At 38.1% G+C, this 24,064-nt stretch carries 23 protein-coding genes, 1 pseudogene and 1 riboswitch; of the genes and pseudogenes, 19 read left to right on the forward strand and 5 right to left on the reverse strand.

Translation table 11 applies throughout. From position 1 onward, the window contains the following. The first annotated feature begins 15 nt into the window (after positions 1-15). The gene (locus ABE099_RS05315; protein ID WP_430028061.1) at positions 16-624 is read left to right on the forward strand and encodes a hypothetical protein; all 609 of its coding nucleotides are present in this window, start codon (positions 16-18) and stop codon (positions 622-624) included. Between the two features lie 543 nt (positions 625-1,167). Here ABE099_RS05315 and ABE099_RS05320 read toward each other — a convergent pair. Beyond that, positions 1,168-1,893, reverse strand: a complete 726-nt coding sequence (locus tag ABE099_RS05320; protein WP_430028063.1) for a Cthe_2314 family HEPN domain-containing protein — start codon at positions 1,891-1,893, stop codon at positions 1,168-1,170. 495 nt (positions 1,894-2,388) lie between these two features. Between ABE099_RS05320 and ABE099_RS05325 the strand changes: the two genes are divergently transcribed. The 6 genes and pseudogenes from ABE099_RS05325 to ABE099_RS05350 all read left to right on the forward strand — a co-directional run bounded on the left by ABE099_RS05325 (position 2,389) and on the right by ABE099_RS05350 (position 6,521). Then, positions 2,389-2,958, forward strand: coding sequence for a hypothetical protein (locus tag ABE099_RS05325; RefSeq protein WP_430028065.1), 570 nt, complete (start codon positions 2,389-2,391; stop codon positions 2,956-2,958). Between the two features lie 563 nt (positions 2,959-3,521). After that, positions 3,522-3,881 (forward strand): DUF2513 domain-containing protein, encoded by a 360-nt coding sequence (locus ABE099_RS05330; protein WP_430028068.1) that lies wholly within the window; start codon positions 3,522-3,524, stop codon positions 3,879-3,881. A 101-nt stretch (positions 3,882-3,982) separates the two neighbouring features. After that, positions 3,983-4,567, forward strand: a complete 585-nt coding sequence (locus ABE099_RS05335; RefSeq protein WP_430028070.1) for a hypothetical protein — start codon at positions 3,983-3,985, stop codon at positions 4,565-4,567. A gap of 125 nt (positions 4,568-4,692) precedes the next feature. Then, the gene (locus ABE099_RS05340; RefSeq protein WP_430028073.1) at positions 4,693-5,388 is read left to right on the forward strand and encodes a hypothetical protein; all 696 of its coding nucleotides are present in this window, start codon (positions 4,693-4,695) and stop codon (positions 5,386-5,388) included. A 155-nt stretch (positions 5,389-5,543) separates the two neighbouring features. Then, positions 5,544-5,654 (forward strand): annotated as a pseudogene (locus ABE099_RS05345) (alpha/beta hydrolase); the annotation flags it as partial. Positions 5,655-5,789: 135 nt separating this feature from the next. Beyond that, positions 5,790-6,521, forward strand: a complete 732-nt coding sequence (locus ABE099_RS05350; protein WP_430028076.1) for a protein-glutamine gamma-glutamyltransferase — start codon at positions 5,790-5,792, stop codon at positions 6,519-6,521. 57 nt (positions 6,522-6,578) lie between these two features. On the opposite strand, the gene ABE099_RS05355 is transcribed toward ABE099_RS05350, so the two are convergent. Both ABE099_RS05355 and ABE099_RS05360 read right to left on the reverse strand, forming a co-directional pair. Beyond that, on the reverse strand, positions 6,579-7,484 hold the full coding sequence (locus tag ABE099_RS05355; protein ID WP_430028078.1) for a carbohydrate deacetylase: 906 nt from the start codon (positions 7,482-7,484) through the stop codon (positions 6,579-6,581). Between the two features lie 192 nt (positions 7,485-7,676). Further along, entirely contained in the window at positions 7,677-8,378 is a 702-nt protein-coding gene (locus ABE099_RS05360; RefSeq protein WP_430028081.1) for a CAP domain-containing protein, read from the reverse strand. Between the two features lie 7 nt (positions 8,379-8,385). Next, positions 8,386-8,522: riboswitch (cyclic di-AMP (ydaO/yuaA leader) on the reverse strand. A 323-nt stretch (positions 8,523-8,845) separates the two neighbouring features. Between ABE099_RS05360 and murQ the strand changes: the two genes are divergently transcribed. The 4 genes from murQ (at position 8,846) to ABE099_RS05380 (ending at position 13,171) form a co-directional block, all read left to right on the forward strand. Continuing rightward, the gene (gene murQ / locus ABE099_RS05365) at positions 8,846-9,733 is read left to right on the forward strand and encodes an N-acetylmuramic acid 6-phosphate etherase (protein WP_430028083.1); all 888 of its coding nucleotides are present in this window, start codon (positions 8,846-8,848) and stop codon (positions 9,731-9,733) included. A 26-nt stretch (positions 9,734-9,759) separates the two neighbouring features. After that, on the forward strand, positions 9,760-11,178 hold the full coding sequence (locus ABE099_RS05370) for a PTS transporter subunit EIIC (RefSeq protein WP_430028085.1): 1,419 nt from the start codon (positions 9,760-9,762) through the stop codon (positions 11,176-11,178). A 27-nt stretch (positions 11,179-11,205) separates the two neighbouring features. Beyond that, on the forward strand, positions 11,206-12,258 hold the full coding sequence (locus ABE099_RS05375; protein ID WP_430028087.1) for a DUF871 domain-containing protein: 1,053 nt from the start codon (positions 11,206-11,208) through the stop codon (positions 12,256-12,258). 76 nt (positions 12,259-12,334) lie between these two features. Then, the gene (locus ABE099_RS05380) at positions 12,335-13,171 is read left to right on the forward strand and encodes a MurR/RpiR family transcriptional regulator (RefSeq protein ID WP_430030487.1); all 837 of its coding nucleotides are present in this window, start codon (positions 12,335-12,337) and stop codon (positions 13,169-13,171) included. A gap of 254 nt (positions 13,172-13,425) precedes the next feature. Here ABE099_RS05380 and ABE099_RS05385 read toward each other — a convergent pair whose 3' ends face one another. Beyond that, positions 13,426-13,875: a V4R domain-containing protein gene (locus ABE099_RS05385; protein ID WP_430028089.1), complete on the reverse strand. Its 450-nt coding sequence runs from the start codon at positions 13,873-13,875 to the stop codon at positions 13,426-13,428. Positions 13,876-14,120: 245 nt separating this feature from the next. Between ABE099_RS05385 and ABE099_RS05390 the strand changes: the two genes are divergently transcribed. The 3 genes from ABE099_RS05390 (at position 14,121) to ABE099_RS05400 (ending at position 16,187) form a co-directional block, all read left to right on the forward strand. Further along, positions 14,121-14,666, forward strand: coding sequence for a cysteine hydrolase family protein (locus ABE099_RS05390; protein ID WP_430028092.1), 546 nt, complete (start codon positions 14,121-14,123; stop codon positions 14,664-14,666). A 47-nt stretch (positions 14,667-14,713) separates the two neighbouring features. Further along, positions 14,714-15,238: a hypothetical protein gene (locus ABE099_RS05395; RefSeq protein WP_430028094.1), complete on the forward strand. Its 525-nt coding sequence runs from the start codon at positions 14,714-14,716 to the stop codon at positions 15,236-15,238. 115 nt (positions 15,239-15,353) lie between these two features. Beyond that, positions 15,354-16,187 carry a phosphotransferase gene (locus ABE099_RS05400; RefSeq protein ID WP_430028096.1) on the forward strand — a complete coding sequence of 278 codons (834 nt, stop codon included), beginning with the start codon at positions 15,354-15,356 and terminating at the stop codon, positions 16,185-16,187. A 67-nt stretch (positions 16,188-16,254) separates the two neighbouring features. Here ABE099_RS05400 and ABE099_RS05405 read toward each other — a convergent pair whose 3' ends face one another. After that, positions 16,255-17,847 carry an alpha/beta hydrolase family protein gene (locus ABE099_RS05405; protein WP_430028098.1) on the reverse strand — a complete coding sequence of 531 codons (1,593 nt, stop codon included), beginning with the start codon at positions 17,845-17,847 and terminating at the stop codon, positions 16,255-16,257. A gap of 233 nt (positions 17,848-18,080) precedes the next feature. Here ABE099_RS05405 and ABE099_RS05410 point away from each other — a divergent pair, with 233 nt between their 5' ends. The 5 genes from ABE099_RS05410 (at position 18,081) to ABE099_RS05430 (ending at position 23,949) form a co-directional block, all read left to right on the forward strand. Continuing rightward, entirely contained in the window at positions 18,081-19,820 is a 1,740-nt protein-coding gene (locus tag ABE099_RS05410) for a sensor histidine kinase (RefSeq protein WP_430028101.1), read from the forward strand. A 30-nt stretch (positions 19,821-19,850) separates the two neighbouring features. Further along, on the forward strand, positions 19,851-20,639 hold the full coding sequence (locus ABE099_RS05415; RefSeq protein WP_430028104.1) for a response regulator: 789 nt from the start codon (positions 19,851-19,853) through the stop codon (positions 20,637-20,639). A 117-nt stretch (positions 20,640-20,756) separates the two neighbouring features. Continuing rightward, a complete protein-coding gene (locus ABE099_RS05420; protein WP_430028106.1) occupies positions 20,757-22,079 on the forward strand; it encodes an extracellular solute-binding protein in 1,323 nt (440 codons plus the stop codon). A 91-nt stretch (positions 22,080-22,170) separates the two neighbouring features. Continuing rightward, entirely contained in the window at positions 22,171-23,052 is an 882-nt protein-coding gene (locus ABE099_RS05425) for a carbohydrate ABC transporter permease (RefSeq protein ID WP_430028109.1), read from the forward strand. Between the two features lie 12 nt (positions 23,053-23,064). After that, positions 23,065-23,949, forward strand: coding sequence for a carbohydrate ABC transporter permease (locus tag ABE099_RS05430; RefSeq protein ID WP_430028112.1), 885 nt, complete (start codon positions 23,065-23,067; stop codon positions 23,947-23,949). Positions 23,950-24,064: the final 115 nt, after the last annotated feature.

The raw sequence follows: 24,064 nt of genomic DNA on the forward strand, positions 1-24,064 counted from the left end.
CTTTTTATAATTTGAATGAAGGGAATGAACTGGATGAACCTCGGTGTCGACTCGAACCTGAATAACAGTAATAACATAAAAGAACCAGCCGAACAGCTCATTGAAATGCTTGGTCAAACGTATGATTCGAAGACTATTCAAGACCTGTTAAAACCATTTGGGATTAAACGTATGCCAAAACCAGATAGTTACTTCAACGATGATATCATTTGGTCTGTGAAATCATCTATACGTATCGATGTATACCGTGTGCCTAAAATTAATGACTTGACAGGTCTAAGCTATACGAATGAAGATGGATGGATCATTGGTGCGATTCATTTTATGGCGCCTGGAGCAGATGATAGAATAAAGTCTCCATTCTCAGGGTTCTTACCTAATGGAATTACTATGGAATCCACACCTGACGAGGCAATTAAAGCTTATGGCACACCAGCATTAGATGAAGATTGTGAGTGGCCAGGATTTGCTGGGCGGATTTTGGCATGGCGAAAGTCGGCTATTAATATAGCAATTGAATATGAGGATATAGACAATAATAGAGTGATGAGATGCTATACGGCTTGTTTAGTTGGTTGTATTGGGGCATGGAGAAGTGATAATCCGGAGGTTTTTGCGCCTTGAGTTTGAGTGAAAATTAAATTGAATACTATATCGTACAAAATGGGCTGGCGTGATTAAAATGACGCTGGCTTTTTTATTTTTCTAGGGCGTGATAGATACACTGAAATAACAGAATTAATATAATGGAATGATTTATTAGTAAAGAAGAGTTAAGATAGAAATATGATTGTATAATTGTACCGATTATTGGTTTAAACGGAATTTTATATAGAAATGAGAGATAACGTGAAGCAGATTAGATCATTTATGAGGAATCATAAAGTAAACTTAATACCACTAGGCGTGTCTACTCTAATTCTGTTGTATTTTATTTTGTTTTTGGTTCCTTATGCAAAGGATCATGGTTTTCTAAATAAAAATCTTACTCCTGACGATAACGAAAGGCTTGTATAGGGTCTACTAAGTATTCCAGTTATGGTTTTATATTTTACATTTATTTATATAAAGAAGATAAACTCCATTAAACTATTGTTATAAGAGGGGTTTAGCTTCTTTATAATAAAATCTTTAACTGAGGCGTAACTCTTCTCGCTTCTTCTATTTTTATTGTTTTGCTTTAACATCTTCTATTACAGCTTGGAGTATTTCTAACAAACAATCATGCATTTTTTTCATATTATCATGTATTTTAGCTGCTGGAGTGTAGTCAGTACTACTAATACCTATAGATATTTTGTGTTCTTCATATTTCAAACCAGATGTAATTGTGGTATGAGGATAATTATGGGTAAAATCATTTCTAATAGCTGAACTATGTTTGTATGCGTCTGACTGTAATGCATCATTGAGGAATTGATGAAGATTAGAATCAGGCATTTTTCTTACAGCTGTTTTAAAATCTATTTTTTCTCTTTTTCCTAGAGAAAGTTTATACACTTTGAATAAAATATGCGATAGTATGTCTAGTGCGGAATAGAGTTTATGAAAAAATATATCCACATAGTAGTCAAACATAAATTTTATTGTATCATGTTCATCTCTAAATAGTGGTAAATACGAGAATCCTTTATCTGTTTTTTCATAGAATGGTTCATCTGGAATACCCATTTCAAAATAAAAAGTTGCAAAAGCATAGCTTAAGTATACTTCATTTAAACGGTTTGAAAGTATATCAGACCAAGAATCAAGATCAAAATTCACAAAAAAGTCTCTCATATCATCGGATTTAATTCGAAAGGCACCTGTATCTATGTTTATAGGTTCCTTTAACTGAGAATATATGCGTTGAATGTCTTCAAGGGAAGGTTGTTTTGCAAAAAGATGTTCCATAGAGCACCTCACAAAGATTATTTTATCCAGAATAAACCTTTTAACGGAAAATATCAAAAAAGCTAGAATGAAAGAGGGCAAAGTAGAATTGACTATTAAACAAAGGAAATTTTGATTAATAGAATTTTGACTTTAATTTTAGCAGCATTTGAAATTTTTTATTTAAAATCGTTATTTATTTCTTATATATCGTACATATATCAATTAATCTAAGTCGTTCCTTATCGGAGCGGCTTTTTTACGTTCAAAGGAGTGTTTATATGAGAATCATCAATTGGCTTGTTAAGGTAACATATGGCAGATTAGCAGTGAATAGGAGCGAACGTCGTGGCCAAAAGAAAAAATAAACATTGGCGACCCTATGTTGAACTTAAACAGCTTACTAAATACAAAGGTTGTGTATGGGAGAGATGGGACGGATGTAGCAGAAAGCAGTGTGTTAAGAAGGGAAATACTTCCTAATGTCGAATTTTGATGTCAAAGGGAGGAGTTTTAATGAAATTGGAGTTTTGGACTTTTGTTGCTACAGCTATAACTGCTCTAACTGGCATACTGTTTAATTTCCTTTTGTGGCGAGCAAGTAAGAGTAGTGCAGATGCGGCTAGAAAGAGCGCTGAATCAGCTGATAAGAGTGCTATTGCAGCAGATAAAAGTGTTGTAGTTGCTGAGGAAACTTTAAACTTTAGTAAGCAGCAACAAGCTCGGTTGGATTTAGAAAAAGAAATTATGAGTAGAGAGTATCAAGTTAGGTATCGTAAAGACGCTAATTATCTTTATAATATATTAAGAGGTATTAGTGACGGTAAGCCTAATATACTTGCAATTCAAAAAGGTTATAATATTGGTCAACCAACAGCGTATGAGCTTACTCATTATTTTAATGACGAACAAAGAAAGCATATTCCCCAAATTTGGGAAAGCTACTTAGAACATTACAGTTATCATTGGATGGATGGAATTACAGGTGAAGTGAATCGCTCAAAATACGATTTAAATCCGGGGGCTGTAAGAGCAATGGCTGCAAACTCTGCGAATGAAATTGGGGAACTCATTAAGAAATTGTAGGCCGATTTCAGGTATATTCATTTCAAAGATCCGTTATAAGGATAATAAAATAAAACGTCATGAAAGAGCCGTAACTTCGTTGTACGGCTCTATTTTAAATGCGTCTATATGTAGAAACCAACTCAACTTAAACGATCAGAGCTTTTTGTTAGAAATGGCATTAATAAGAAGTTATCAGAAACAGCATCTATATTTATTCCTAAGTCATAAGATATTGCCTTGAACAGCTCTATTATTTTTGCTTCGATTTTCGCAATTCATTTTTCTTATAAATCTAAGTTGAAATAAAAACTGCTATAGATACAGAAATAATTGCTGAAATTAATCCTATCATTAATTTTTCTATAAATACTTGATTCAATTTATTCTCCTCTTTCTCTCATAATTAGTTATAAAGTAATTATACTGGAGTTTGGAGAATTGTTAAAAGAATTTAGGTTTAGAGCGAATGAATGACAACTATTAAAAATTCACTTTATTTTTTATTATCTTTAATCTATTGACCTAATTAGTTAGTTCCCTGATACTGGAAGAATAAATAATATTTTGGGAGGTTTTAAAGATTGAAGAGAGACATGGAACTTGTTAGAAAACTACTTGTGTTGATTGAAGATTCAGAACAGGGTCATGAATTAATACTTCCAAAGGATATGGATATAAAACTAGTGGCTAATCACCTTGAACTCATGGGGCAAGCCAGTTTGGTAAAAAACAATATTACATATGCCGATGATAAGCCATATTGGATATATACTTCACTTACATGGGGAGGACATGAATTTTTAGATTCTATTAGAAATGAAGGAATATGGAACAAGGTAAAAGATGTAGTAAAATCTAAAGGACTAGAAATAGGTTCTGTTCCTCTTGAAGTATTAAAAGAGTATGCAAAGATGCAGGTAAAAAATATTTTTGGATTATGATGAATGCCTTTAGGTACTTTTTTGTATTAACTTCTTAACCAACTTCTTTTGGTGTATGATATATGATTTTATTGAAAATATGGATGGAGGAATAACAGTTTATGGGTATGGAATTTGAAGGAATTCATAACGAGGTAGTAAAAGCTGGAGCAGCTCTGGTTGGCGGGCTAATTAAGGATACTGCTCAAGGAATTACTGCGAGAATTGAGACCGCAAGATCAACAAAAGACAAAGAAAAGACAATTAACAGCTTAGAAGAGATAATTAATGAATTGATTTCTGATAGGAATAAACTTATTCAGGCGGTAGGTTCATATGAAGAAATGCTGATAACACAAAAGATTACCGATACAGAAATTGATTATATTACTGAAAATATTGTTCCCTTGTTAGAAACTTTGTTAAAGAATCAACCTGATGCATCCAGAGGTCTTGAGTTAATTAAGCCACTTTTGTCTAAAGAGTTATTAAGCATACTTCAACTTCTAGGATTTAATTTCAAAAAGGCAATTGGTGAACCATTGACACAAGTGATCAATTCATTAATTGTTTCAAAAATTGCTATGTCGAGTGAGACGGAATTTGCAATGCAATTGGCGATTGCACAAAGAGATTCTGAATTATATAAAATAATGCAGGATGAAGAATCATTTGAGAGATTTCGTGTTTTAGCAGGAAAAGCATAATTGTAGATATAAAAAGATTTATAAAACTGCACCTTTTGGTGCTTTTTTATTTCGCCAAGACTTGACCACCTTCATTATTTGTCTGATACTGGAAGATGTTATTCCAGAATATAGGGAGTGATCATATGAAAAAGAGATATATAGTGTTAATAGTTATGCTAATTGTAGGTCTATGGCTTGGCTCGTGGTATTTCATCCCTAGATGGTACGGTAAAGAAGTGTTAGAAGCTGGAACATTTGGCGATATGTTTGGTGCTGTGAACGCATTATTTTCTGGCTTGGCTTTTGCTGGATTGATTATAACAATAGTATTACAAAGAAGAGATCTTGATCTTCAACGTAAGGCTATTGATATGCAGACGGAAGAATTAAGAATGCAACGAGAAGAAACTGCTCGATCAGCAAATGAATTAGAAAATCAAAGAAAACTGATGAACTTTCAGATAGTATTAAATACGTTAAATGGGATGTTGTCTGCAAAGAAAGAGGCATATAGAAGTGTTTCGATAAGAGAAAGTCAGGTAGAATTCCATGATATTGTAATTAATATTAAACATGAAATTTGGTTAGAAAAGAAAAGGCATTTATTTAATGATTATCTTTCTGTTTTCTTTGGGATTATACAGTATATTTATCAATCTAAAATAGATGAAGGTCAAAAAAAAGAATTAATCGAAATTGTTCTAATTAATACCACAAGTCTTGAGTATGAGGTTATAATGATTTTTTCTAAAAGTCATCAACAAAGGAAACATTTATTGGAATATTTTAAATTTGGAGAAAAAATCAAAGCTAGAGAATACAGTAGAAATGGAATGTAAAAAAGTTAAGGCACTCATTTGGGTGCTTTTTTTGTTTCAATAAATAAGTGGAGGTAATCATGGAAATCAGAATCGTACCTATAGATCAAATTAATGCAGCAGCCTACAATCCTAGAATTGACCTTCAACCAGGTGATGAAGAATATGGAAGTTAACATGGAAAAGTGATGACGTTGGAAGGAACACATTATTTACACCATACTAAATCAAAAGAAATTGCTGAAAATTTCAGGTCGTTTATGGAAGAAGTAAAAGCAGACAACTAGATGAAGTCCTAACCAAATGGAATCGTGAAATATTTAGTTTGGACTGTCTCCAATTATGGGCCTCTTTGCATACCATGTAGAAATGGGGTGAGACATTTGCCCCTATATCACTATTGGGATGGGAGGGATTTTGCGATGATTGTGACAATAAACGGAGGGACGCTACAGGAGCCATTGAATTTAACTGTGGAAGAGCAGTCGATATTAAATGACAAAAAAAATAGCACAGTTATTTACAATTATAACTCACCACAGGCAGTCGCATTCGAGATGAAGACCAGAGCAAATATTGTAGCAGCTGCAAGGGCGCTGAACAGCAGTGGAGCTAGGTTTGCATCGTTTGCAAATACCAAAGGAAACCCGCAATATTGGACTCGTACTGAAAAGGGAGCATTGCTATTACGCCCAGGTGTGTCTCCCTCAGATGCAATTCAGGATATTTTTAATCAGGGCTCGTTATATGCATTTGAATGTGCAACGGCTACGGTAATTATTTTATATAAGGGGGTATTGGACACTGTAGGAGCTGAAATATTTAACAGAAATTTTGCTCAATTAGAATTGTATGATTGGAATTATGATCAGGATTTGAAGCTTGTATCTTCAGATCAAATTCAGGAGGCTTATCCTGGTGATGTATTATATTTCAAAAACCCCGATGTTGATCCAAAAACACCTGAGTGGCAGGGGGAAAATACGATTTTGCTTGGTCCTGATCAATATTTTGGACATGGAATTGGGATTGCTACCTCTCAGCAAATTATCAACGCCCTTAATTCGCATAGACGACAAGGGAGTACTACGGAGGCTTATTTAATGAACGATGTGGTTCATCCTGATTTCGAATATTTACGTAGTCTCCGATGAGTAGCTTCTTAGGATGTTGTTAGGCAGAGAATATGTGATGAAGCTACTCAAGACTTTTTAAGAACTTATATGGTGTTTTCTTTTGTGCTTATACCTGTGGTTGAGTTTCATTTTTGAAAGTTTTTTATTTCTTTTTCTTGATAAATTTCGGGCTTTGGGTGTGAAAGATTCGGGTTGTGGTGCTACCTCAGATTGTATGGGATCGTGTAAAGGAGCCAACTGTCCATAATGAATTAATTGAATGTGCTGTTGACTTAATATAAACGGGATACGTTGATCGGTGACTGCCCGTAGCTCATTGAACCCAGCATAATGCTCTTTTGGAGTATGTGTCAGATTCAAGGTCATCATTTGAGGGTGTCTGGGATGGCACATAATTTCAGTATAACCATCGGATAACCCATTTAGATGCGTGATTAGACGTGTTGCTCTTTCAGGTGAGTCATAAGTATCTAAAATTAGGTGGTCGGTACATAACCCACTTTGTTGATCGTGAGGCTCAAGAATATTAGGATTTTTGCGATAGGGTAAGTGAAAATTTCGGCAGAATGAGGTTAAAATTTGATGAACCATGGGACTAACCATATGAATATGATGATGAGTGTCTACATGGGTCGGAGCTATACCAGTAGATAGAAGCTTATTATATTGATTTAGCAATTCCTGTTCGATATCGGCTTCAGTCCAATGGTTTTGTTGGGCGGAGAACAAGCCTTCATTATTAATAAGGGAATTAACATGTGGGAAAGAAGTGATTGGTGCTCCTTCGGTAAGATTGAAATGGAGCCCTACGCCTAATTTAGGCATTTGATGAGCTAAAGTAACGGCTTGTTCAAAGTAAGGCATATTGACCATGATAGACGTGCTGGATAATGAGCCGTATTGGTGAGCACTTACGATACCCCGATTTGCTGACTCTGATAAACCAAAATCATCTCCATTAATGATGAGGTATTTTACCAATTAAAAACACTTCCCTTCGAGGGTAAAGATATTGCATTTTATGCTGAACCACTCCTTCAAGTTCTAAGTAGATTTAAAAGACGATTCAATGCTGGATTTGAAGCATGGCGTGGTGGCGCATGATGGCAATGAGTTAGGCAGCACGTGCAAAAAACCGAAGGCTAATGCCTCCGGTTCTGTATGTTTCTATTTTTAGTTTGCAATAAATTCTTGAACCCATTCGCCGTTGTAGTAAGCAACTCCGATTTTCGTAAAGTTGGGACTCAAAATATTTTGACGGTGCCCTGTGCTGTTCATCCAGGCATTCATCACTTCCTGTGGATTTCGTTGCCCTTTGGCAATGTTCTCACCTGCATACGTGTAGCGAATCCCGTAAGCTTTCATCATGTCAAACGGAGAACCGTACGTCGGGGAGTTATGGTCGAAGTATTTATTGTTGTACATATCTTTAGCTTTATCAAGAGCCATATTCGCAAGCGCGGGGTCACTCGCAAGCGTCGAAAGTCCGGCTTTTGCGCGTTCTTTGTTAACGAGGGTCACGACTTGGCTAGCATAGGCAGACGTTGAGGAATTGTTGGCATTTTGGCTATTGTCTGAAGAACCAGTGATTACTCCCGCATTTGTACCCGGTGTCTTGGTTCCTTGATCTCTGCTAGAATCCAATTTATCTCCATTCGAGTAGTCCACACTCGTATTCGGATTATTAAAGAACATTTCTGTCGTGTCCATACCTTGAAAGCTCTTGAACAAATCATTCATGGAGATTCCGAAGTTTTGGAATGTGAACGTTGTATTATTACCTTCCACAGTACTAGGCGCAGCATAAGCCGATCCAGCTCCTGCCATGACACTAAGTGCAATGACTCCAGTTAATACAGATTTCTTAAAACGCATGAAATAATCCTCTCCTTATTTTGGCCTGCGAGGTTAGCTGACGGGTTCGGGTCAAAGAGCAATCACCCGGCCATAATTAATGATGACTTCACCCCGAAAACATTGGGTTCCCCGTGTTTTTGGAAACTTCGGCCTTATTCAATCCCATTAAAATAGGCAGTATATATCATATGGTCTGCCGTCTTTTCTGAGGTTTTTTCATGATAACACGGCTCATATTCCGAGTCATTGCATAAAGATTTCCATCCTACAATCAAGTATTTATACATTTGGTAGGATGATCTAAGGCGAAGGAGAACTGTTTTTCTGAGAATAGCAGAACAAACCTTTGTCATATCACCATTTGCTTCTAATGTTTCGATATTTTATTTTAAAATATTGAAAATTATATTGAAATAATATTTCAATGATGATATTCTTCAATTAGAAAGCGATTTCATAAACGGAAAAGGATGATGGTGAAAATCATGTTAGAACATTTGACAACAGAGACTCGCAATAAGAAGACAATGAACTTGGATGAATTAACACCTCTTGAACTTCTGGAAGTGATGAATGAAGAAGATCAGAAGGTTGCACATGCAGTTAAACAAGAAATTAAGCAAATTGCCAAAGCCGTAGAAGTAATTACAACAGCAATCAAACAAGGTGGACGCTTAATATACATGGGGGCTGGAACGAGTGGACGTATCGGATTGCTAGATGCTGTTGAATGTCCACCAACCTTTGGGACAGCACCTGAAGAGGTAGTTGGGCTAATTGCTGGTGGAGAGCGCGCGTTTATTAAAGCGGTCGAAGGTGCAGAGGACAACGAACAATTAGGGGCGCAAGATTTACAAGATATTAAGCTAACAGCAAAAGATGTTGTAGTAGGAATTGCTGCTAGTGGACGCACTCCTTATGTGATCGGTGGATTAGAATATGCCAATTCTATTGGAACACCTACTGTAGCCGTGAGTTGCAACAAAGATTCAGCGATTGGTAAAATTGCCAAGATTGCGATTGAAGTCGTAAACGGACCGGAAGTTTTAACAGGGTCAACACGATTAAAAGCTGGGAGCTCACAAAAATTAATTTGTAATATGCTTTCAACAGCTTCGATGATTGGGACGGGGAAAGTATATGGAAATTTAATGGTAGATGTACAGTTAAGTAATGAAAAGCTTGTAGAACGTGCTAAACGTATTGTTATGGATGCGACAGATTGTGATGCTGAAACAGCAGAAGACTATTTAAAACAAGCGGATTATAAACCAAAAATTGCAATTGTGATGATTCTTGCTGGGCTTTCTAAAGAAGACGCTATACATCGTTTGGAGGAATCACAAGGGTTTGTTCGTCAAGCAATAAAATAATACGAAAGTAAGAAGGGGGCATAAACATGGGTAAATATCATGATTTAGCAGTCAAAATATTAGGGGCTATTGGTGGCAGTTCAAATGTATCCGAATATACCCATTGCATGACTCGTCTTCGTGTGACTGTTGTTGACCGCAGTCGAATCGCTGAAGCGGAATTGAAAAAAATTGATGGGGTTCTGGGTGTTGTGGATGATGGAACGTATCAAATCATTCTCGGACCAGGGGTAGTGACCAAAGTAACTGAAGAATTTGGCAAAGTGTTAGAAGGAAGTGTCTCTGAAGGTAAAAGTTCAGCTTCGGCTGAACAATTACAAGCAAAAGGCGCAGAAATTAAAGTACAACTTAAAAAGAAGAATGATACACCGTTCAAAAACTTTTTGCGGAAAATAGGAAATATTTTTATACCCCTAATTCCTGCATTCGTTGGAGCTGGTTTAATTGCTGGTATCGGCTCGATTCTAGCGAACAATATTACAGCAGGCAACTTAGACGCCACAACTTGGCAGCAATATGTAACGATATTAAATGTTATTAAAAATGCGATTTTTAGTTACTTAGTGATTTATGTAGGCATTAATGCAGCTAAAGAATTTGGAGCTACTCCTGCACTTGGTGGAGTGATTGGTGGGGTAACGCTCTTAACAGGGGTTACAGCTGAACTACCCATTCATAATATATTTACGGGCGCACCTTTAACACCAGGGCAAGGTGGGATTATTGGTGTCCTAATCGCAGTATGGATTTTATCTATCGTTGAAAGATATTTGCGTAAAGTTATTCCGGATGCCGTTGATATTATCGTTACACCAACAATAGCCTTACTAGTCGTGGGACTGATTACGATTTTTTTCATCATGCCATTTGCTGGATTTATTTCTAACAACTTAATCGGAGCGATTAACTGGACGATAGAAGTTGGTGGTGCATTCTCTGGTTTTGTATTAGGGACAGCGTTTTTACCACTTGTTATGTTAGGGCTGCATCAGGTGCTGACGCCGATTCATATTGAGATGATCAATAGTTCAGGAATGACGTTATTACTTCCGATGCTTGCTATGGCAGGTGCGGGTCAAGTAGGGGCATCCATTGCCTTATGGGTTCGTTGCAAGAAGAATAAATCGTTAACGAACATGATTAAAGGTGCGCTTCCGGTTGGTATTCTGGGAATCGGGGAGCCATTGATCTACGGGGTTACTCTACCGCTAGGACGTCCTTTCATTACAGCTTGTATTGGCGGAGGTATTGGTGGTGCGGTCATTGGTTTATTTGGAAATGTTGGAGCGATTGCCATTGGGCCATCTGGCATCGCGTTGATTCCATTAATTGCTAATGGATTGTGGTTAAAATATGTAATAGGGTTAATTGCAGCTTATGCTGGTGGATTTATAGCTACTTATTTATTTGGTACACCAAAAGAAGCTATGGAAGATCAAGAATAACTGATAAGAAATACTGAGGTGGTTATATTGTTAGGGATTTCAATTTATATAGCGGACCGGACGTTAGAAGAAAACCTGAATTATATGAAAGAAATGAAGGAAGCAGGTTGTACAGAAATATTCACATCCCTTCATATGCCAGAAGATGATATAGAACTACTGAAGGAGAAATTGCTGGAAATCGCAAAGGCTGCTAAACAATTAGAAATGGACTTGATGGCAGATATTTCGGGGAAAGCATTGGAGAAATTTTCCTTCCCCTTTTTATTAGAATCTGGAGTTACAGGCTTGCGAATGGATTTTGGAATTAGGGCCTCTGAAATTGCTGCCTATTCGCATAAAATGAAAATTGCCTTAAACGCTAGCACAATAACATCAGAGTTTTTAGCTACATTAAAAGAGCATGATATTTGTCTCGAGAACATTGAAGCTTGGCATAATTATTATCCCCGCCCAGAAACAGGTCTTGATAAAGAAGACTTTATAGAGAAGAATAAATGGCTGAAGTCTGAAGGATTTACTACAATGGCCTTTATTCCTGGAGATGGTTTGAAGAGAAAACCATTATTTGAAAGCTTGCCTACATTAGAGAAGCATCGAAATCAATCTTCTTTTCTGGCTTACTTGGAATTAGAGAAGGATTGTGCAGTGGACAAAATTTTCATTGGCGATTTAACACTTTCAGCGTGGTCTCAGCATCAATTTCAGTGCTATGAAGAAGGTATTATTCCTTTGCGGGTAACCAAAGAACTGCCTTATGCCTTATGGGATATTACTCATCAAAACCGCCCTGACGCTGCTCGTGATGTAGTTCGCTCTAAAACAGCACGAACAGATGAAGCGCGATTTGTAATCACAAAAAACATCTCGCCTTTGCATACGTCCAAGCGGCCAAAAGGAACGATTACGGTTGATAATTATTTGTATGGTCGCTATGAACATGAGTTGCAGATCACGTTAACGGATCTACCGGCACATGAGGGCGTTAATGTGATTGGTCATGTTATAGAAGAAGACATTCCTTTATTGGACTACATTAGAAAAGGGGAAAGCCGTTTTTCCTTTATAACTGCTACTTAATGAATACTTCCCTCTATTTTGTTACAATAAGGAAAATAAATTAAGTAGAGGAGATAAGGACTTGGTAGTAGGGAGTATGATTTCTCAAATTGAACTAGTACTAAATGAACTGCCAGAATCTGAAAAAAAAGTAGCCGAATATATTCTTGCAAATGCTAAAGAAGTGATGCATATGACCATACATGATTTAGCAACGAAAGCGGAGGCAAGTAGTGCAGCAGTTGTTCGTTTTTGCAGGTCGCTAGGAATAGATGGTTTCCCTGCACTGAAAATTCGTTTATCAGCGGAAATAGAAAACACGCCGCATGTTGGTTATTTTGATGTTGAATCGAATGAATCGGTGCATTCTATCATTGGTAAAATGTTGTCGAATACCATACTGACCTTTCAGAATACGGCCAGTCAACTGGACGCGCAATCTATTGAGCAGGCAGTGAGCCTGCTACAACAGGCAGAAGTTATTTATGTTTACGGGCTAGGTGCTTCTTTTATTATTGCAGAAGACGCAGCACAAAAATGGCTTCGGCTTGGCAAAAATGTATATGCGATTTCAGATCGTCATTTATTAGCCGCGACCATGGCTACGAAATCAGAAAATGCCGTCTTCTGGGGAATTTCGTATAGCGGTGAAACGAGAGAGGTTATTCAATTACTAAGACGAGCTAAGGAACAGGGAATAAAAACAATTAGCCTCACTCGTCCTGGTAATAACAAGCTTTCTCAGCTTGCTGATGTTTCTTTATTTACATCACGTGCGCCGGAAGCACAGCTTCGTAGTGCCGCAACAAGCTCAAGATTTGCGCAATTATTTGTGCTTGATATTGTCTTTAGCGCATATGCTTCTGCTCAGCATGATTTTACTGTGGAGCAGCTAGCGAAGACAAGAAAAATGATTGAAATTTTGAATGATTAAATTGCGATAAAAAGCTTCCGCCAGAGTATGGTGGAAGCTTTTTTTATTGCAAAGTGCTTTAAGCAGATCGAGCCATTCCTCCATTTAATGGTATAATAAATTGAATTCCTTATTTTGAATGGAGGAAATTTTCTGGAAGCTAAAGTAGTAATATTACCCCGAGGGTAGGAAGAAACGAGGGGAGCAAAGGCTTTCTCCATTGATCATTTGGTAATTTATTTTTTTGTATTATAAACTAACATCAAGTATATCTTTTATTTCAACCTTATCTCATATTCACAATTGTCATCACCATGCACATTACATTTCACTTCACGAACCGCCACATTACGGTTCAAAATTTTGCGAAGTGCACCCTCCATAATTGCACCCTCTAGGTCACATACCATTTTTTCATCATCAACAGGTAGCCCTTTACAGAAGCAATCGTCTACGACAATCGTCATGCCTCGTTCGTTGGATTGAGTGATAGATGGAATGCCTATTTTTAAGTCTTTGAACATGTTGAGTAGTTCGTCTACAGTTTTTACAGGTAAGCTTTCACCAATTTTACGTCCAACGGTTAATGTTGTGCCTCTCCCACCCATAGGTAGCCCTTGATACATCCCAATTAAGCGTACAGCTCGGAATAACTCAAGTGGAACGGAATCTCCTAAAATGGAACGATTGATCGATTTCATATCTTCATATTCAAAATTTTTCATGTTGTTTCCTCCAATTATGTCTATTTCATAACCTATCCTGAGTCAAATTATAGAGTAGGTTACTCACGAAAATTGTGATAGAGATCAAAATCAGAGCGAAGCTCATTATTTATTTTAAATTTTAAGTTTCATAGTCCAACTACAATTGAATTGACAGTATCTCCCTAATTGGATAAGCTCAAAGCAAATGATCATTTAGGGATGAGAGAGTTCTTGAAAATGAATAGGTAGAGGAGCGGATATGCGTGACGATTGCACTACTAGTCGTTGATATGCAACAGCAAATATTACAAAATAAAATAGAGGGGAAAATGATAGAGCAAGCTTGCGAGTATATCAATCATGTGTCAGCATTATTACGTGCTAGAGAGCACCTCGTTGTCCATGTACAAGATGTTGAAGGAATAGAAGTGGGTTATCCGCACAATTATGAGCTAATTCCAGAGGTTGATGTTACAGCAGAGGACATTATAATCAGCAAAAAACACTCAAATGCGTTTTGGCAAACAGCGCTAGAGCAAACGTTGTTGGATCATCAGGTGGAGCTTGTTATCGTAGCTGGCTTTGCGGCTGAAGATTGTGTGCTATTTACATATAATGGTGCAATTGAGCGTGGGTTTAATGCAGTGATATTACAAAACGGAATTTTAAGTCAGTATCCAGATGTCATTACTTCCACGTATCGAGATCGGAATTTAATTTCGTATCCTGCGGTGGAGTATTTGTGCAATTTGTATTTGTCGATTGATCAGGATGAGCATAGGGGTGGAACGGATTTTGAGTCGTTGTAGATTTAAAAGTATAGCTTGAAAATTTTTGGTGAAGGGAGTTAACAATGATGCCTTTAGATAATCAGCAAGCACCATCTGACACATTAAGCTTTGATCTAAAGATCAATATTTCTCATCGCTATAAAAATATAACTAGACATCATGGTGAAATTGTTCCAATCATTGAATGGATTTTTATTGTGATTGTTAATGAAGAGCAGTGTGATGAGGAGGAAGTTTTTGTTATAGAACAGTTTTTTGAGTCTTTGTTACACGGTGGAGATTTTCCGATGTTTACCTGTACATGCGGGATTTTTGGATGTGGGGGATATTTCGTAAATGTTGCTCATACAACAAAAGGTATTACATGGAAAATGGAAAATATTCCATTAAAGTTGCTTCAGAATGAGAAACCACCTACTAAGTTTCATTTCACATGGGAAGTCATCACTACAGCAGCTCAGCAACTTCTTAGTCTGCTTGAGGATTTACGCAATATACACATTGAGCATGGGTTAAAGTTTCATTATGATATTAAGGCTTATGAAAAAATCAATGATGAATTACTTTTGTCTTTAGACCCACATACTTAAGCTAATTAAACTATTCTCAGTCCCTAGCCGTATAGACTTAGGTCTTCATGAGGAATACAATCTAAGTAATAGTCACGATACATATACGAAGAGGTGAGATCCAATGAATAAGGTTATGAATATAAATATAGAGTCTCAGCAAAAGGTTGGTGTTGGACGAACCGCAGAGGTATTGACATACGGAGAGGGAAAGGTAGTTAAGTTATTTTATGATTGGGTTCAAGAAGATGTGGTTCAGCATGAGTTTAACATTAGCTCGTTGATTTACGATAGTGGTGTTCAAACTGCCAAGCCATATGAAATCATTAATCTTAATGGACGATTAGGAATTGTATACGAGCAAATTCAACCAGGTGTGACGCTAGTAAAGTTGATTGGATCACAGCCTTGGCGACTAAGTAAATATGCTAAATTGATGGCACAACTTCAGTATAAGCTACATGCGACAGCCGTTTCTGAGATCCCTTCATACATAACTGGAGTGCAGGAAGCATTGACTTCAAGAATTAATCACACAGACCTGTTGGGAGAAGCAGAAAAAGAACAGGTTTTACAGCAACTTAACAAGTTGCCAGCGGAGACGGCATTGTGTCATTTAGATTTTCACCCAGACAATATATTGATAGGTAAAGAGGAGAAGCCTTATATTATTGACTGGACTACATGTGGCGTAGGTTCACCTCTTGCAGATGTTGCACGCACCATACTGATGTTGCAATATGGGACTACTCCAACTCAAAAATCTAAATTCGTTGCGATGGTATCTTCGTTTGCGGGCAAAAAGCTAAGACAAGCTTACGAGAAGGAGTATATGAGATTATCTGGACGTACAAAGGCAGATATCGAACGTTGGTTAGTCCCTGTTGCGGCGGGACGATTAGTGGAGGGGATACCTGACTCAGAAAAAGAAACATTAGTATTACTTATAAAAAAAGGACTAGGGCAGTAATTACTACTGTAATTTCCACCCTAGCCAATAGAGCTCATTGAAGGCTTTTTGAAAACTCATTCAAAACTCATTGATTAGCACTTTGCAATGTCACAGGAGTTAACTTCTTTGCAACCAAAGCAACGTCAATGCTTGTTTCCCCTTTTAAATAACGATCAAAGAAGGCAACTGACAATTGATTGATGCTCTGATGAACAGGTTTTGGTGGTGCTTTTTTGGGATGAAGAAGTGGTGAATATAAATAAAAATCTGTAAAGCTCATATGATTAGCATGATTGATCATGATGGAATAGGCGTCTGCACCTGAAGTTGCCTTGCTCCGTCTGTCTTTTGATTCCGCCCAAAACTGCTCATAGCTTTCTTTTGATCTCCCCGTCATCTCCACAGCTTGATCTAAGGACTGTGTAAACCACTCATCATCGATGCTTTGCTCTGCATTCATTTGCAGATAAGGCTTAGACAGCCCTTGCTCAGGTACAGGTTGACCATATAACACGCCATCCATGTTCACTGCCGCTTTGATTCGAGGTTCCGTCATTAGCAATTGTACAGCGGTTGCGCCTCCAAATGAATGGCCCAATGCGCCGATTTGACTCATATCCATGTGTGCTGTAAGCTGCTTAAGCTCATTAGATGCAGTACCAACAACAGCCTGATTGGAGTTAGAATCATTAGATAAAGCAGTAAGCGAATCTAACACAAATTGACTATCCTCCAACCAAACCTTACTTTTGTCGACATAGCTATCAAACCCAGATAAGCTTTCTAGCTTTAGGGAAATGACCGACTGATCGGGATAAACGACCGCTGCCGCATCATAGGGATGGTCGATGCTCACCACGATATAACCATGACTAGCAAGCTCTTCAACCTGAAATGTATTTTGATTGCGGAACCCTGTTAAGCCATGGGAAAAAAGGAGGACAGGGTATTTGGTTTGAGCTTGAGCTACCTTAGCATCCTTGTAAGCATTGCTTTGTACATATTGTAAATGTGACAATAAAAACGGTGGAATAGAAATCGCATCTCCGACGCCTTCTAGCAATGGAGAGATATGCTCAACATATGGAGCGCGTTGTGCATTTGAATCTAATTCAGCAGGGTACCAAACCTGAATCATCAATTTACGATAATCAGTTGAATCCGATAGATTGGTTGAATCTTTTATATCTTTTGTATCTTTTGAATCCTTTGAATCCATTAAATCTGCCGCTTCTGTTGTATTTGACCTATTCGTATCCACTCTATCCCGATCCTCAAGCATAAAGGAAGCCGTTCCAACCTCATAAGAGCCTGTTGGCGCCTGAAATGAAAATACCGGAAGCAACGAAGGCAACGCGCCTGAAATACTTATGTACAAAATCAAAAATAGCGAACCAAAGCTATATTTAATTATCGCTTTTCTAGCTCGTGGCTTATTGGTTGTTTTTTTCTGTTTAAAGTAGGAATATAGCATGAACATACCTAGCAATAGGGTCATTCCATATATAGGGATGAGCTGCCACCGATAACCCTGGGCGTAAATTTGTACCCCATTCATTAAGAGGGTGACACCAACCGCAATGATTTGTACGACTACATTTTTTCGTAACATGCCTAACAGACCTGCAATTAACATGCCACTGTTAACTATCCAAGCAATTAATTCTAAATTTCTCATGAAACCTCCTGAAGTCAATTTATTAATCTATTAAGTTAGATTATTGAAGCTTTTATGCTATGAAAGCTATTATTTTATTCTATCATCTTCGTCAAACGAGAGCTAATTTCGACAATGTACATGGATATATCGCACTTTTTATCATAAAAATTTACATATAGCCAAAAATCATCCTCTCTTGTTATGATTAGCTATGGACAATCCATGTTGGGAATTCGAGGAGGCTATAGCAAGTGGTGCAACTTGGAAAATGGAATACGCTACGGAATCAAATTTTTTTAGGTTTTGTACTCGTGATGTGTATTATCCTTACACTTGTCGGTACCTTTATGTTCGATCGTGTTTCGATTCTACTGCAAAATAATGTGGAAAAGCATATTCAGCAGACCGCTGTGCAGGCTTCGGGGCAGCTAAGTGCTTTGCTTAAGCAAATAGACATGCTCACGAGCCAAGTTGCCACAGATGCAGCGATTCAATCTTTACTTGCAAAGGAAGTGAAGGGGGAACGGATTAGCTTTAATATGCGGCAAAAACTCCAACAAGAGGTTCGCAAGTATGAGGCGTATGCTACAGGTATACGTTCGATGGAATTATATACGACAGACCATCGAAGTCTAGTGCCGTTATTAGATATTGATTTAACCAACCGAGTATTTGACAAATGGATTCAGGAAGCCAATCTAGCACAAGGCAAGCTGGTATGGCTTGGTCTTGATCCACTGGATTCCAATACAGTCATTGCGATGCGACAGGTCAGGTTAATGGATGATTCATTTACACATGGGGGTTACGTCTTTATAAGAATAGAGAAAAGTTACTTTGCATTATCGGATCGCACCACAACTTCTGGTATGGATACACAGGAAAAAATGGGCTTGTTTGATAAGGCTGGTGGTACGATATTTTCTACACTTGATCACGGCATGAAGTCTAATCAAATGTTGGAGCACAACGGAGATAACATCGAGATTGCTGGGGAGCAGTTCATTTTAATAAAAAGGCACTCAGTAGAGACGGGGTGGCCCCTCGTTATATTAACGCCTGTAAGCTATACAACTGAAGGGATTTCTGTGTTGCGAACCGGAATTATTGTATCAGGGCTAGCAGGTGGCATCTTATTTCTTGTTTTGAGCTTTGCTTTATCTACGATGATTACTAGACCGATCCTTAATTTGATTAAGGTGATGCGTGGCGCTAGATTTGGCAATTTAAAATACAATGATAGCTCACCTACAACCGTAGAGTTACAGGAACTAAATTATACGTACAATCAGTTGGTTGACCATTTAAATGAGTTAATCGAGGTTGTTTATCAGAAGGAAATTATTCAAAGTCGGACAGAGCTAAAGGCGCTACAGGCTCAGATTAACCCTCATTTTTTGTTTAATACACTTGAGGCTTTTTATTGGGCATTAGATGAAAAGGGAGAAGAGGAATTAGCGCAAATTGTTATTGCCATGTCTGACTTATTTCGGTATGTCATCAATAAAACAGAGGACGACGTCTGGGTTACGATTGGCGAGGAGCTTGATCATGCTGCAAGATATTTGAAAATTATGAAAATGAGAATGCTAGACCGATTGTCTTGGACTATTGATATAAATGAGGAGTACCGAGATGTTCCACTTCCTAAGCTGCTTGTGCAGCCGTTAGTTGAAAATGCAATTTTACATGGTGTAGAGCAGCGATATGAGCAAGGGATGGTTCAGATTGAGGTCAAGTCATCTTCGCGTCAAGGTTATATTCTAATCACGATTTCAGATAATGGACCAGGCATGTCCTCAGCAATGCTTGATTCTATTCATTTTGCACTACGAGAAGGTTATGTCAGCTCACCTAAAGGGAACGGGGTTGGCATCGTTAATGTAGAGCGTAGGTTGCGACTTTATTACGGGGACAAAACAGAAGGCTTGATTATTCATAGTGAGGAAGAACAAGGAACTACGATTTCATTTGAAATACCGATGACATGATGTCACCTTATGCCGAAAGGGGATCGAACCATGAAACAAATTTTGATTGTGGATGATGAGCCTAGAACGCGAGAGGGGATTGCAAAAACGTTAAAGATGTGGGCTTCAGGACGATATGAGATCGTTACCGCTGCAAGCGGTATGGAAGCCATGACATGGCTGAGAGCACATGAAGCACAACTGCTAATTACAGACATTAAAATGCCTGAAATGAGTGGGCTTGATCTCGTTGAACAGTTAAAACAGCTTTCCTATATGCCGGTTGTCATTATTTTGTCGGGTTATTCTGATTTTGAGTATGCACGCCGTGCCTTAAAAAATGGGGTTGTGGATTACTTACTGAAGCCGATCGATAAAGGAAAGCTGGTGCAAGCGGTCGAGGGGGCATTAAAAAAGGAAGAATGGAATGAGCAGGTCGATCGTATGAAAAGACTGGTTGATCCTAAATTGCTTGAAGTCATTCATCAGGACAAAACCTACAATTCTCACGTCCAAAAGGCACTAGATTATATCGATGAGCATTTACAGGAGCAAATTTCAATGAAACAAATTGCGGATCATTTACATATGAATGCTAGCTATTTTAGTGTTTTATTTAAAGAACAAACCGGAATTACGTTTAGTGATTATGTGACGAGACATCGCATTCAAAAAGCAAAAAGGCTATTAACAACAACCCATTTGTCAATCTCTGAGGTGGCAGAGCGTGTAGGCTATCAAACGGCGAAGTATTTTGTAAAAGTATTTCGGATGCTAGAGCAGGTAAGTCCAAGCCAATATCGTCAGCAATGGTTAGAGGATGAACAAAAAATCCAATAAAAGTGGTATTATCCCCAATCACTATAACCTTACCGTTGAGACCATACATTGTTAAAATTTGGGTAAGCGGTTTCAAATCCGTTATTCCACAATTTGAAAAAGGGGATGTATAACCTGATGTCAAGAAAAAGATGGAGTATATTACTTTTAACGTTGTGTTTTGCAATGATTGTGGCAGGCTGTGGAAAAGGAAATAGTGAGGGAAGCAATACGAAAGGTAAGGAAGGTGCATCGGAAAGTAAGGTCACGATTAAATTTATGCACCTATGGCCTGAGGGCGTATCCGCAGGACAAAACAAAATTGTAAATCAAATTATTAATGACTATCAAACCGAGCATTCTAACATCATTATTAAGCAAGAAGTATTAGACAATGAACAATATAAAAATAAATTAAAGGTATTATCGTCCTCTAATGAATTGCCAGATGTTGGGGTCACTTGGGCGGCAGGCTTTTTGAAGCCATATGTAGAGGGTAATCTTTTTGCACCTATTGATGATTTACTAGATGGACAACTAAAAGATAAATTCGTTGCAGGCACTACTGAAGCTTATGCGATTGATGGCAAAACCTATGCACTTCCACTAGAGTTTAATATTGCTCCGATTTACTACAACAAAGAAATTTTCCAAAAATATAATATTGAAATTCCACAAACGTATGATGAGTTTAAAGCTGTGATCAAAACGTTATCGGACAACGGGATTGCCCCTATCGCGCTTGGTAATAAAGACCGTTGGACAGGATCATTATGGTATATGTATTTAGCTGACCGTATTGCAGGTCAACAAACGTTGGCAGATGCGATTAGCGGTAAAGGCTCCTTCCAAGACGAAGGTTTGCTTAAGGCAGCAAGTGAAGTGCAAGCGCTTGTAGATAGTAATGCGTTTATTAAAGGCTTTAATGGACTTTCGAATGAAGAAGGAAAAGCAGAGTTTTTAAATGGCAAAGCAGCGATGTACCTGATGGGAACATGGGAGTTACCTAACTACACTACCAATGAAGATATTCCTAAGGAATTCCGCGACAACGTAGGTTTCTTTAAATTCCCAACGGTTGATGGGGGTAAAGGAGATATTAATAGCTGGGTAGGTGGACCAGGGGTAGGCTTATTCGTATCCCAAAACTCCACTGTACAAAAGGAAGCTAAAGCATTTGTAGAATACTTTGTAAGTAAATGGGGCGAGCAATCTGTGACTGGTGCAGGGGTGATCCCAGCTACTAAGGTAGATACCGCAAGTCTTCAGTTACCACAGCTATATAACGATTTATTTAGTGAAATGAATAAAGCAAGTAGTATTACGTTGTTTGCAGATGTGCAAATGACAGCAAGTGCGGCAGAAAACCACTTAAATATGATTCAAGCGTTATTTGGTAAAGCCATCACTCCTGAGAAATTCTCGGAAGAGCATATTAAGGCGGTTGCGGATTCTAAGTAAAGCGACATGAATTGTCGTTCGAGACATGAGTGTACTTTCTTAGCTTAACCTAGCGCCTACGCATGCTGACTAACGAGAGGAGTCGGAGAATATGGACAAAGTGATGTCCAATAAAAAGATGATTGCTTTATATATTTTACCTGCACTGTTGCTCATTATGGTGATCGTGTATGTTCCTATTGTTTTAACCGGTTATTATGGTTTAACGGAATGGAACGGGATTGGTAAACCAAAGTTTTTAGGTATGGAAAATTATATTGAGTTGCTTGGGGATGGAAAGTTTTGGGGGAGTGCTTGGCACTCCCTACTCCTAGCTATTTTCTCTACATTAAGCCTGCTGATTTATCTTGCGGTTGCTATGGTATTAGCGACCAAGATTAAAGGGGCCAACCTGTTTCGCAAAATTTATTTAATCCCAATGCTGTTATCTTCTGTTGCAATTGCACAGCTATGGCTGCGGATGTATCATCCGACTAACGGCATAGTGAATAGCATATTGGAGTCGTTAGGCTTTGCAGATCCACCTGCATGGCTGTCCGAGCCACAACTTGTGTTATTTGCATTGTTTATTCCAATTTTGTGGCAATACGCAGGCTTTTATATTTTGATCTACTATGCTGCCCTTAAAAATATCCCAACTTCCATAGAGGAAGCTGCCAAAATCGATGGAGCTAGCACGCTTCAGATTGCATGGAGAATTAAGCTTCCACTCACGATGGAAGTTATTAAAGTGACGATTGTGCTTGCTGTAGTTGGATCACTGAAATATTTTGATCTCATTTATGTCATGACAGATGGAGGACCTAATGGATCAAGTGAAGTGATGGCATCCTACATGTACCGTACCGCATTTAAATCGTATGATTTCGGATATGGTAGTGCAATCGGATTTTTTCTATTGGTCATTTGTCTAGTTGTGACATGGGTTATTCGTAAATATACAGCTACAAAAGATCCAATTGAATATTCATAAGGGGGGAGCTTCATGAGACCTGAGGCTGCACTACCGCCTGCGGAGCCAAAGCTGATACCGAGTTCAAAGTTGGGAAGCAAAATGAAATATAGTGTTTTGTATTTTATTTTAATTGTTGTTGCAGGATTACAGCTGTTACCGTTAGTCTGGTTATTCTTTTTCTCATTAAAAAATAATCAGGAGGTTTTTAATTTACCGCCTTTAGCGTTACCGACGCATTTTCGATGGGAAAACTATCAAAAGGTGTGGGAAGCAGGCAACATTAGTGTGTATTTCTTCAACAGTGTATGGATTACGGTTGTAGCAACAAGCTGCACCATTATGTTAGGTGGACTAGCTACCTTTGCGATCACTCGAATGAAGTGGAAAGGGAGTTCATTGGCGCTAGGCTTATTTATGGTAGCGATGATGATACCGGTTCACTCCACATTGATTCCGTTGTTTAGTATGTTTAACCGAATTGGGCTCAAGGATAATCCGTTAGAATTAATTTTGACTTATGTCGCGTTTAACATGCCAATTACGATTATGATTATGCTTGGTTTTTATTATGCTTTGCCGAGGGAAGTCGAAGAGGCAGCGGTGATGGACGGTTGCTCCATTAATCGCCTATTCTTTCAAATTATTTTGCCGATGACAAGCTCCGTTATTGCAACGACAGCGATCATCAATATGATCTATAACTGGAATGAGTTTATTTTCGTAAATACGTTTATCAGCTCAGATTCACTAAAAACATTAACCGTTGGGGTACAGAACTTTATTGGGCAATATACGACAGATTGGGGTTCGATTGGGGCGACACTAATGATCAGTATTTTGCCAATACTTATTATGTTCTTATTCCTAAGTAATCGTATTATGGAAGGAATTACTGCGGGATCAGTGAAAGGTTAAAGGAGAGAGTGACGAGGTAAGAAGTGAATCGCTAGAGCTAGTCGGGGGACAGCGATGGATTAAATGTAGTATCATTTAGGCTAGAAGGACAGTATGCAGTGAGTAATATAACTGC

This window comes from Paenibacillus turicensis (assembly GCF_050461185.1).
Lineage (GTDB): Bacteria > Bacillota > Bacilli > Paenibacillales > Paenibacillaceae > Fontibacillus > Fontibacillus turicensis_A.

What these genes read in the sequence shown, in the direction of transcription:
- ABE099_RS05315 (WP_430028061.1), top strand. Translation starts at nt 16, where the DNA reads ATGAAGGGAATGAACTGGATGAACCTCGGTGTCGACTCGAACCTGAAT.
- ABE099_RS05320 (WP_430028063.1), bottom strand. Translation starts at nt 1,893, where the DNA reads ATGGAACATCTTTTTGCAAAACAACCTTCCCTTGAAGACATTCAACGC.
- ABE099_RS05325 (WP_430028065.1), top strand. Translation starts at nt 2,389, where the DNA reads ATGAAATTGGAGTTTTGGACTTTTGTTGCTACAGCTATAACTGCTCTA.
- ABE099_RS05335 (WP_430028070.1), top strand. Translation starts at nt 3,983, where the DNA reads ATGGGTATGGAATTTGAAGGAATTCATAACGAGGTAGTAAAAGCTGGA.
- ABE099_RS05340 (WP_430028073.1), top strand. Translation starts at nt 4,693, where the DNA reads ATGAAAAAGAGATATATAGTGTTAATAGTTATGCTAATTGTAGGTCTA.
- ABE099_RS05350 (WP_430028076.1), top strand. Translation starts at nt 5,790, where the DNA reads ATGATTGTGACAATAAACGGAGGGACGCTACAGGAGCCATTGAATTTA.
- ABE099_RS05360 (WP_430028081.1), bottom strand. Translation starts at nt 8,378, where the DNA reads ATGCGTTTTAAGAAATCTGTATTAACTGGAGTCATTGCACTTAGTGTC.
- murQ (WP_430028083.1), top strand. Translation starts at nt 8,846, where the DNA reads ATGTTAGAACATTTGACAACAGAGACTCGCAATAAGAAGACAATGAAC.
- ABE099_RS05370 (WP_430028085.1), top strand. Translation starts at nt 9,760, where the DNA reads ATGGGTAAATATCATGATTTAGCAGTCAAAATATTAGGGGCTATTGGT.
- ABE099_RS05380 (WP_430030487.1), top strand. Translation starts at nt 12,335, where the DNA reads ATGATTTCTCAAATTGAACTAGTACTAAATGAACTGCCAGAATCTGAA.
- ABE099_RS05385 (WP_430028089.1), bottom strand. Translation starts at nt 13,875, where the DNA reads ATGAAAAATTTTGAATATGAAGATATGAAATCGATCAATCGTTCCATT.
- ABE099_RS05395 (WP_430028094.1), top strand. Translation starts at nt 14,714, where the DNA reads ATGCCTTTAGATAATCAGCAAGCACCATCTGACACATTAAGCTTTGAT.
- ABE099_RS05400 (WP_430028096.1), top strand. Translation starts at nt 15,354, where the DNA reads ATGAATATAAATATAGAGTCTCAGCAAAAGGTTGGTGTTGGACGAACC.
- ABE099_RS05405 (WP_430028098.1), bottom strand. Translation starts at nt 17,847, where the DNA reads ATGAGAAATTTAGAATTAATTGCTTGGATAGTTAACAGTGGCATGTTA.
- ABE099_RS05415 (WP_430028104.1), top strand. Translation starts at nt 19,851, where the DNA reads ATGAAACAAATTTTGATTGTGGATGATGAGCCTAGAACGCGAGAGGGG.
- ABE099_RS05420 (WP_430028106.1), top strand. Translation starts at nt 20,757, where the DNA reads ATGTCAAGAAAAAGATGGAGTATATTACTTTTAACGTTGTGTTTTGCA.
- ABE099_RS05425 (WP_430028109.1), top strand. Translation starts at nt 22,171, where the DNA reads ATGGACAAAGTGATGTCCAATAAAAAGATGATTGCTTTATATATTTTA.
- ABE099_RS05430 (WP_430028112.1), top strand. Translation starts at nt 23,065, where the DNA reads ATGAGACCTGAGGCTGCACTACCGCCTGCGGAGCCAAAGCTGATACCG.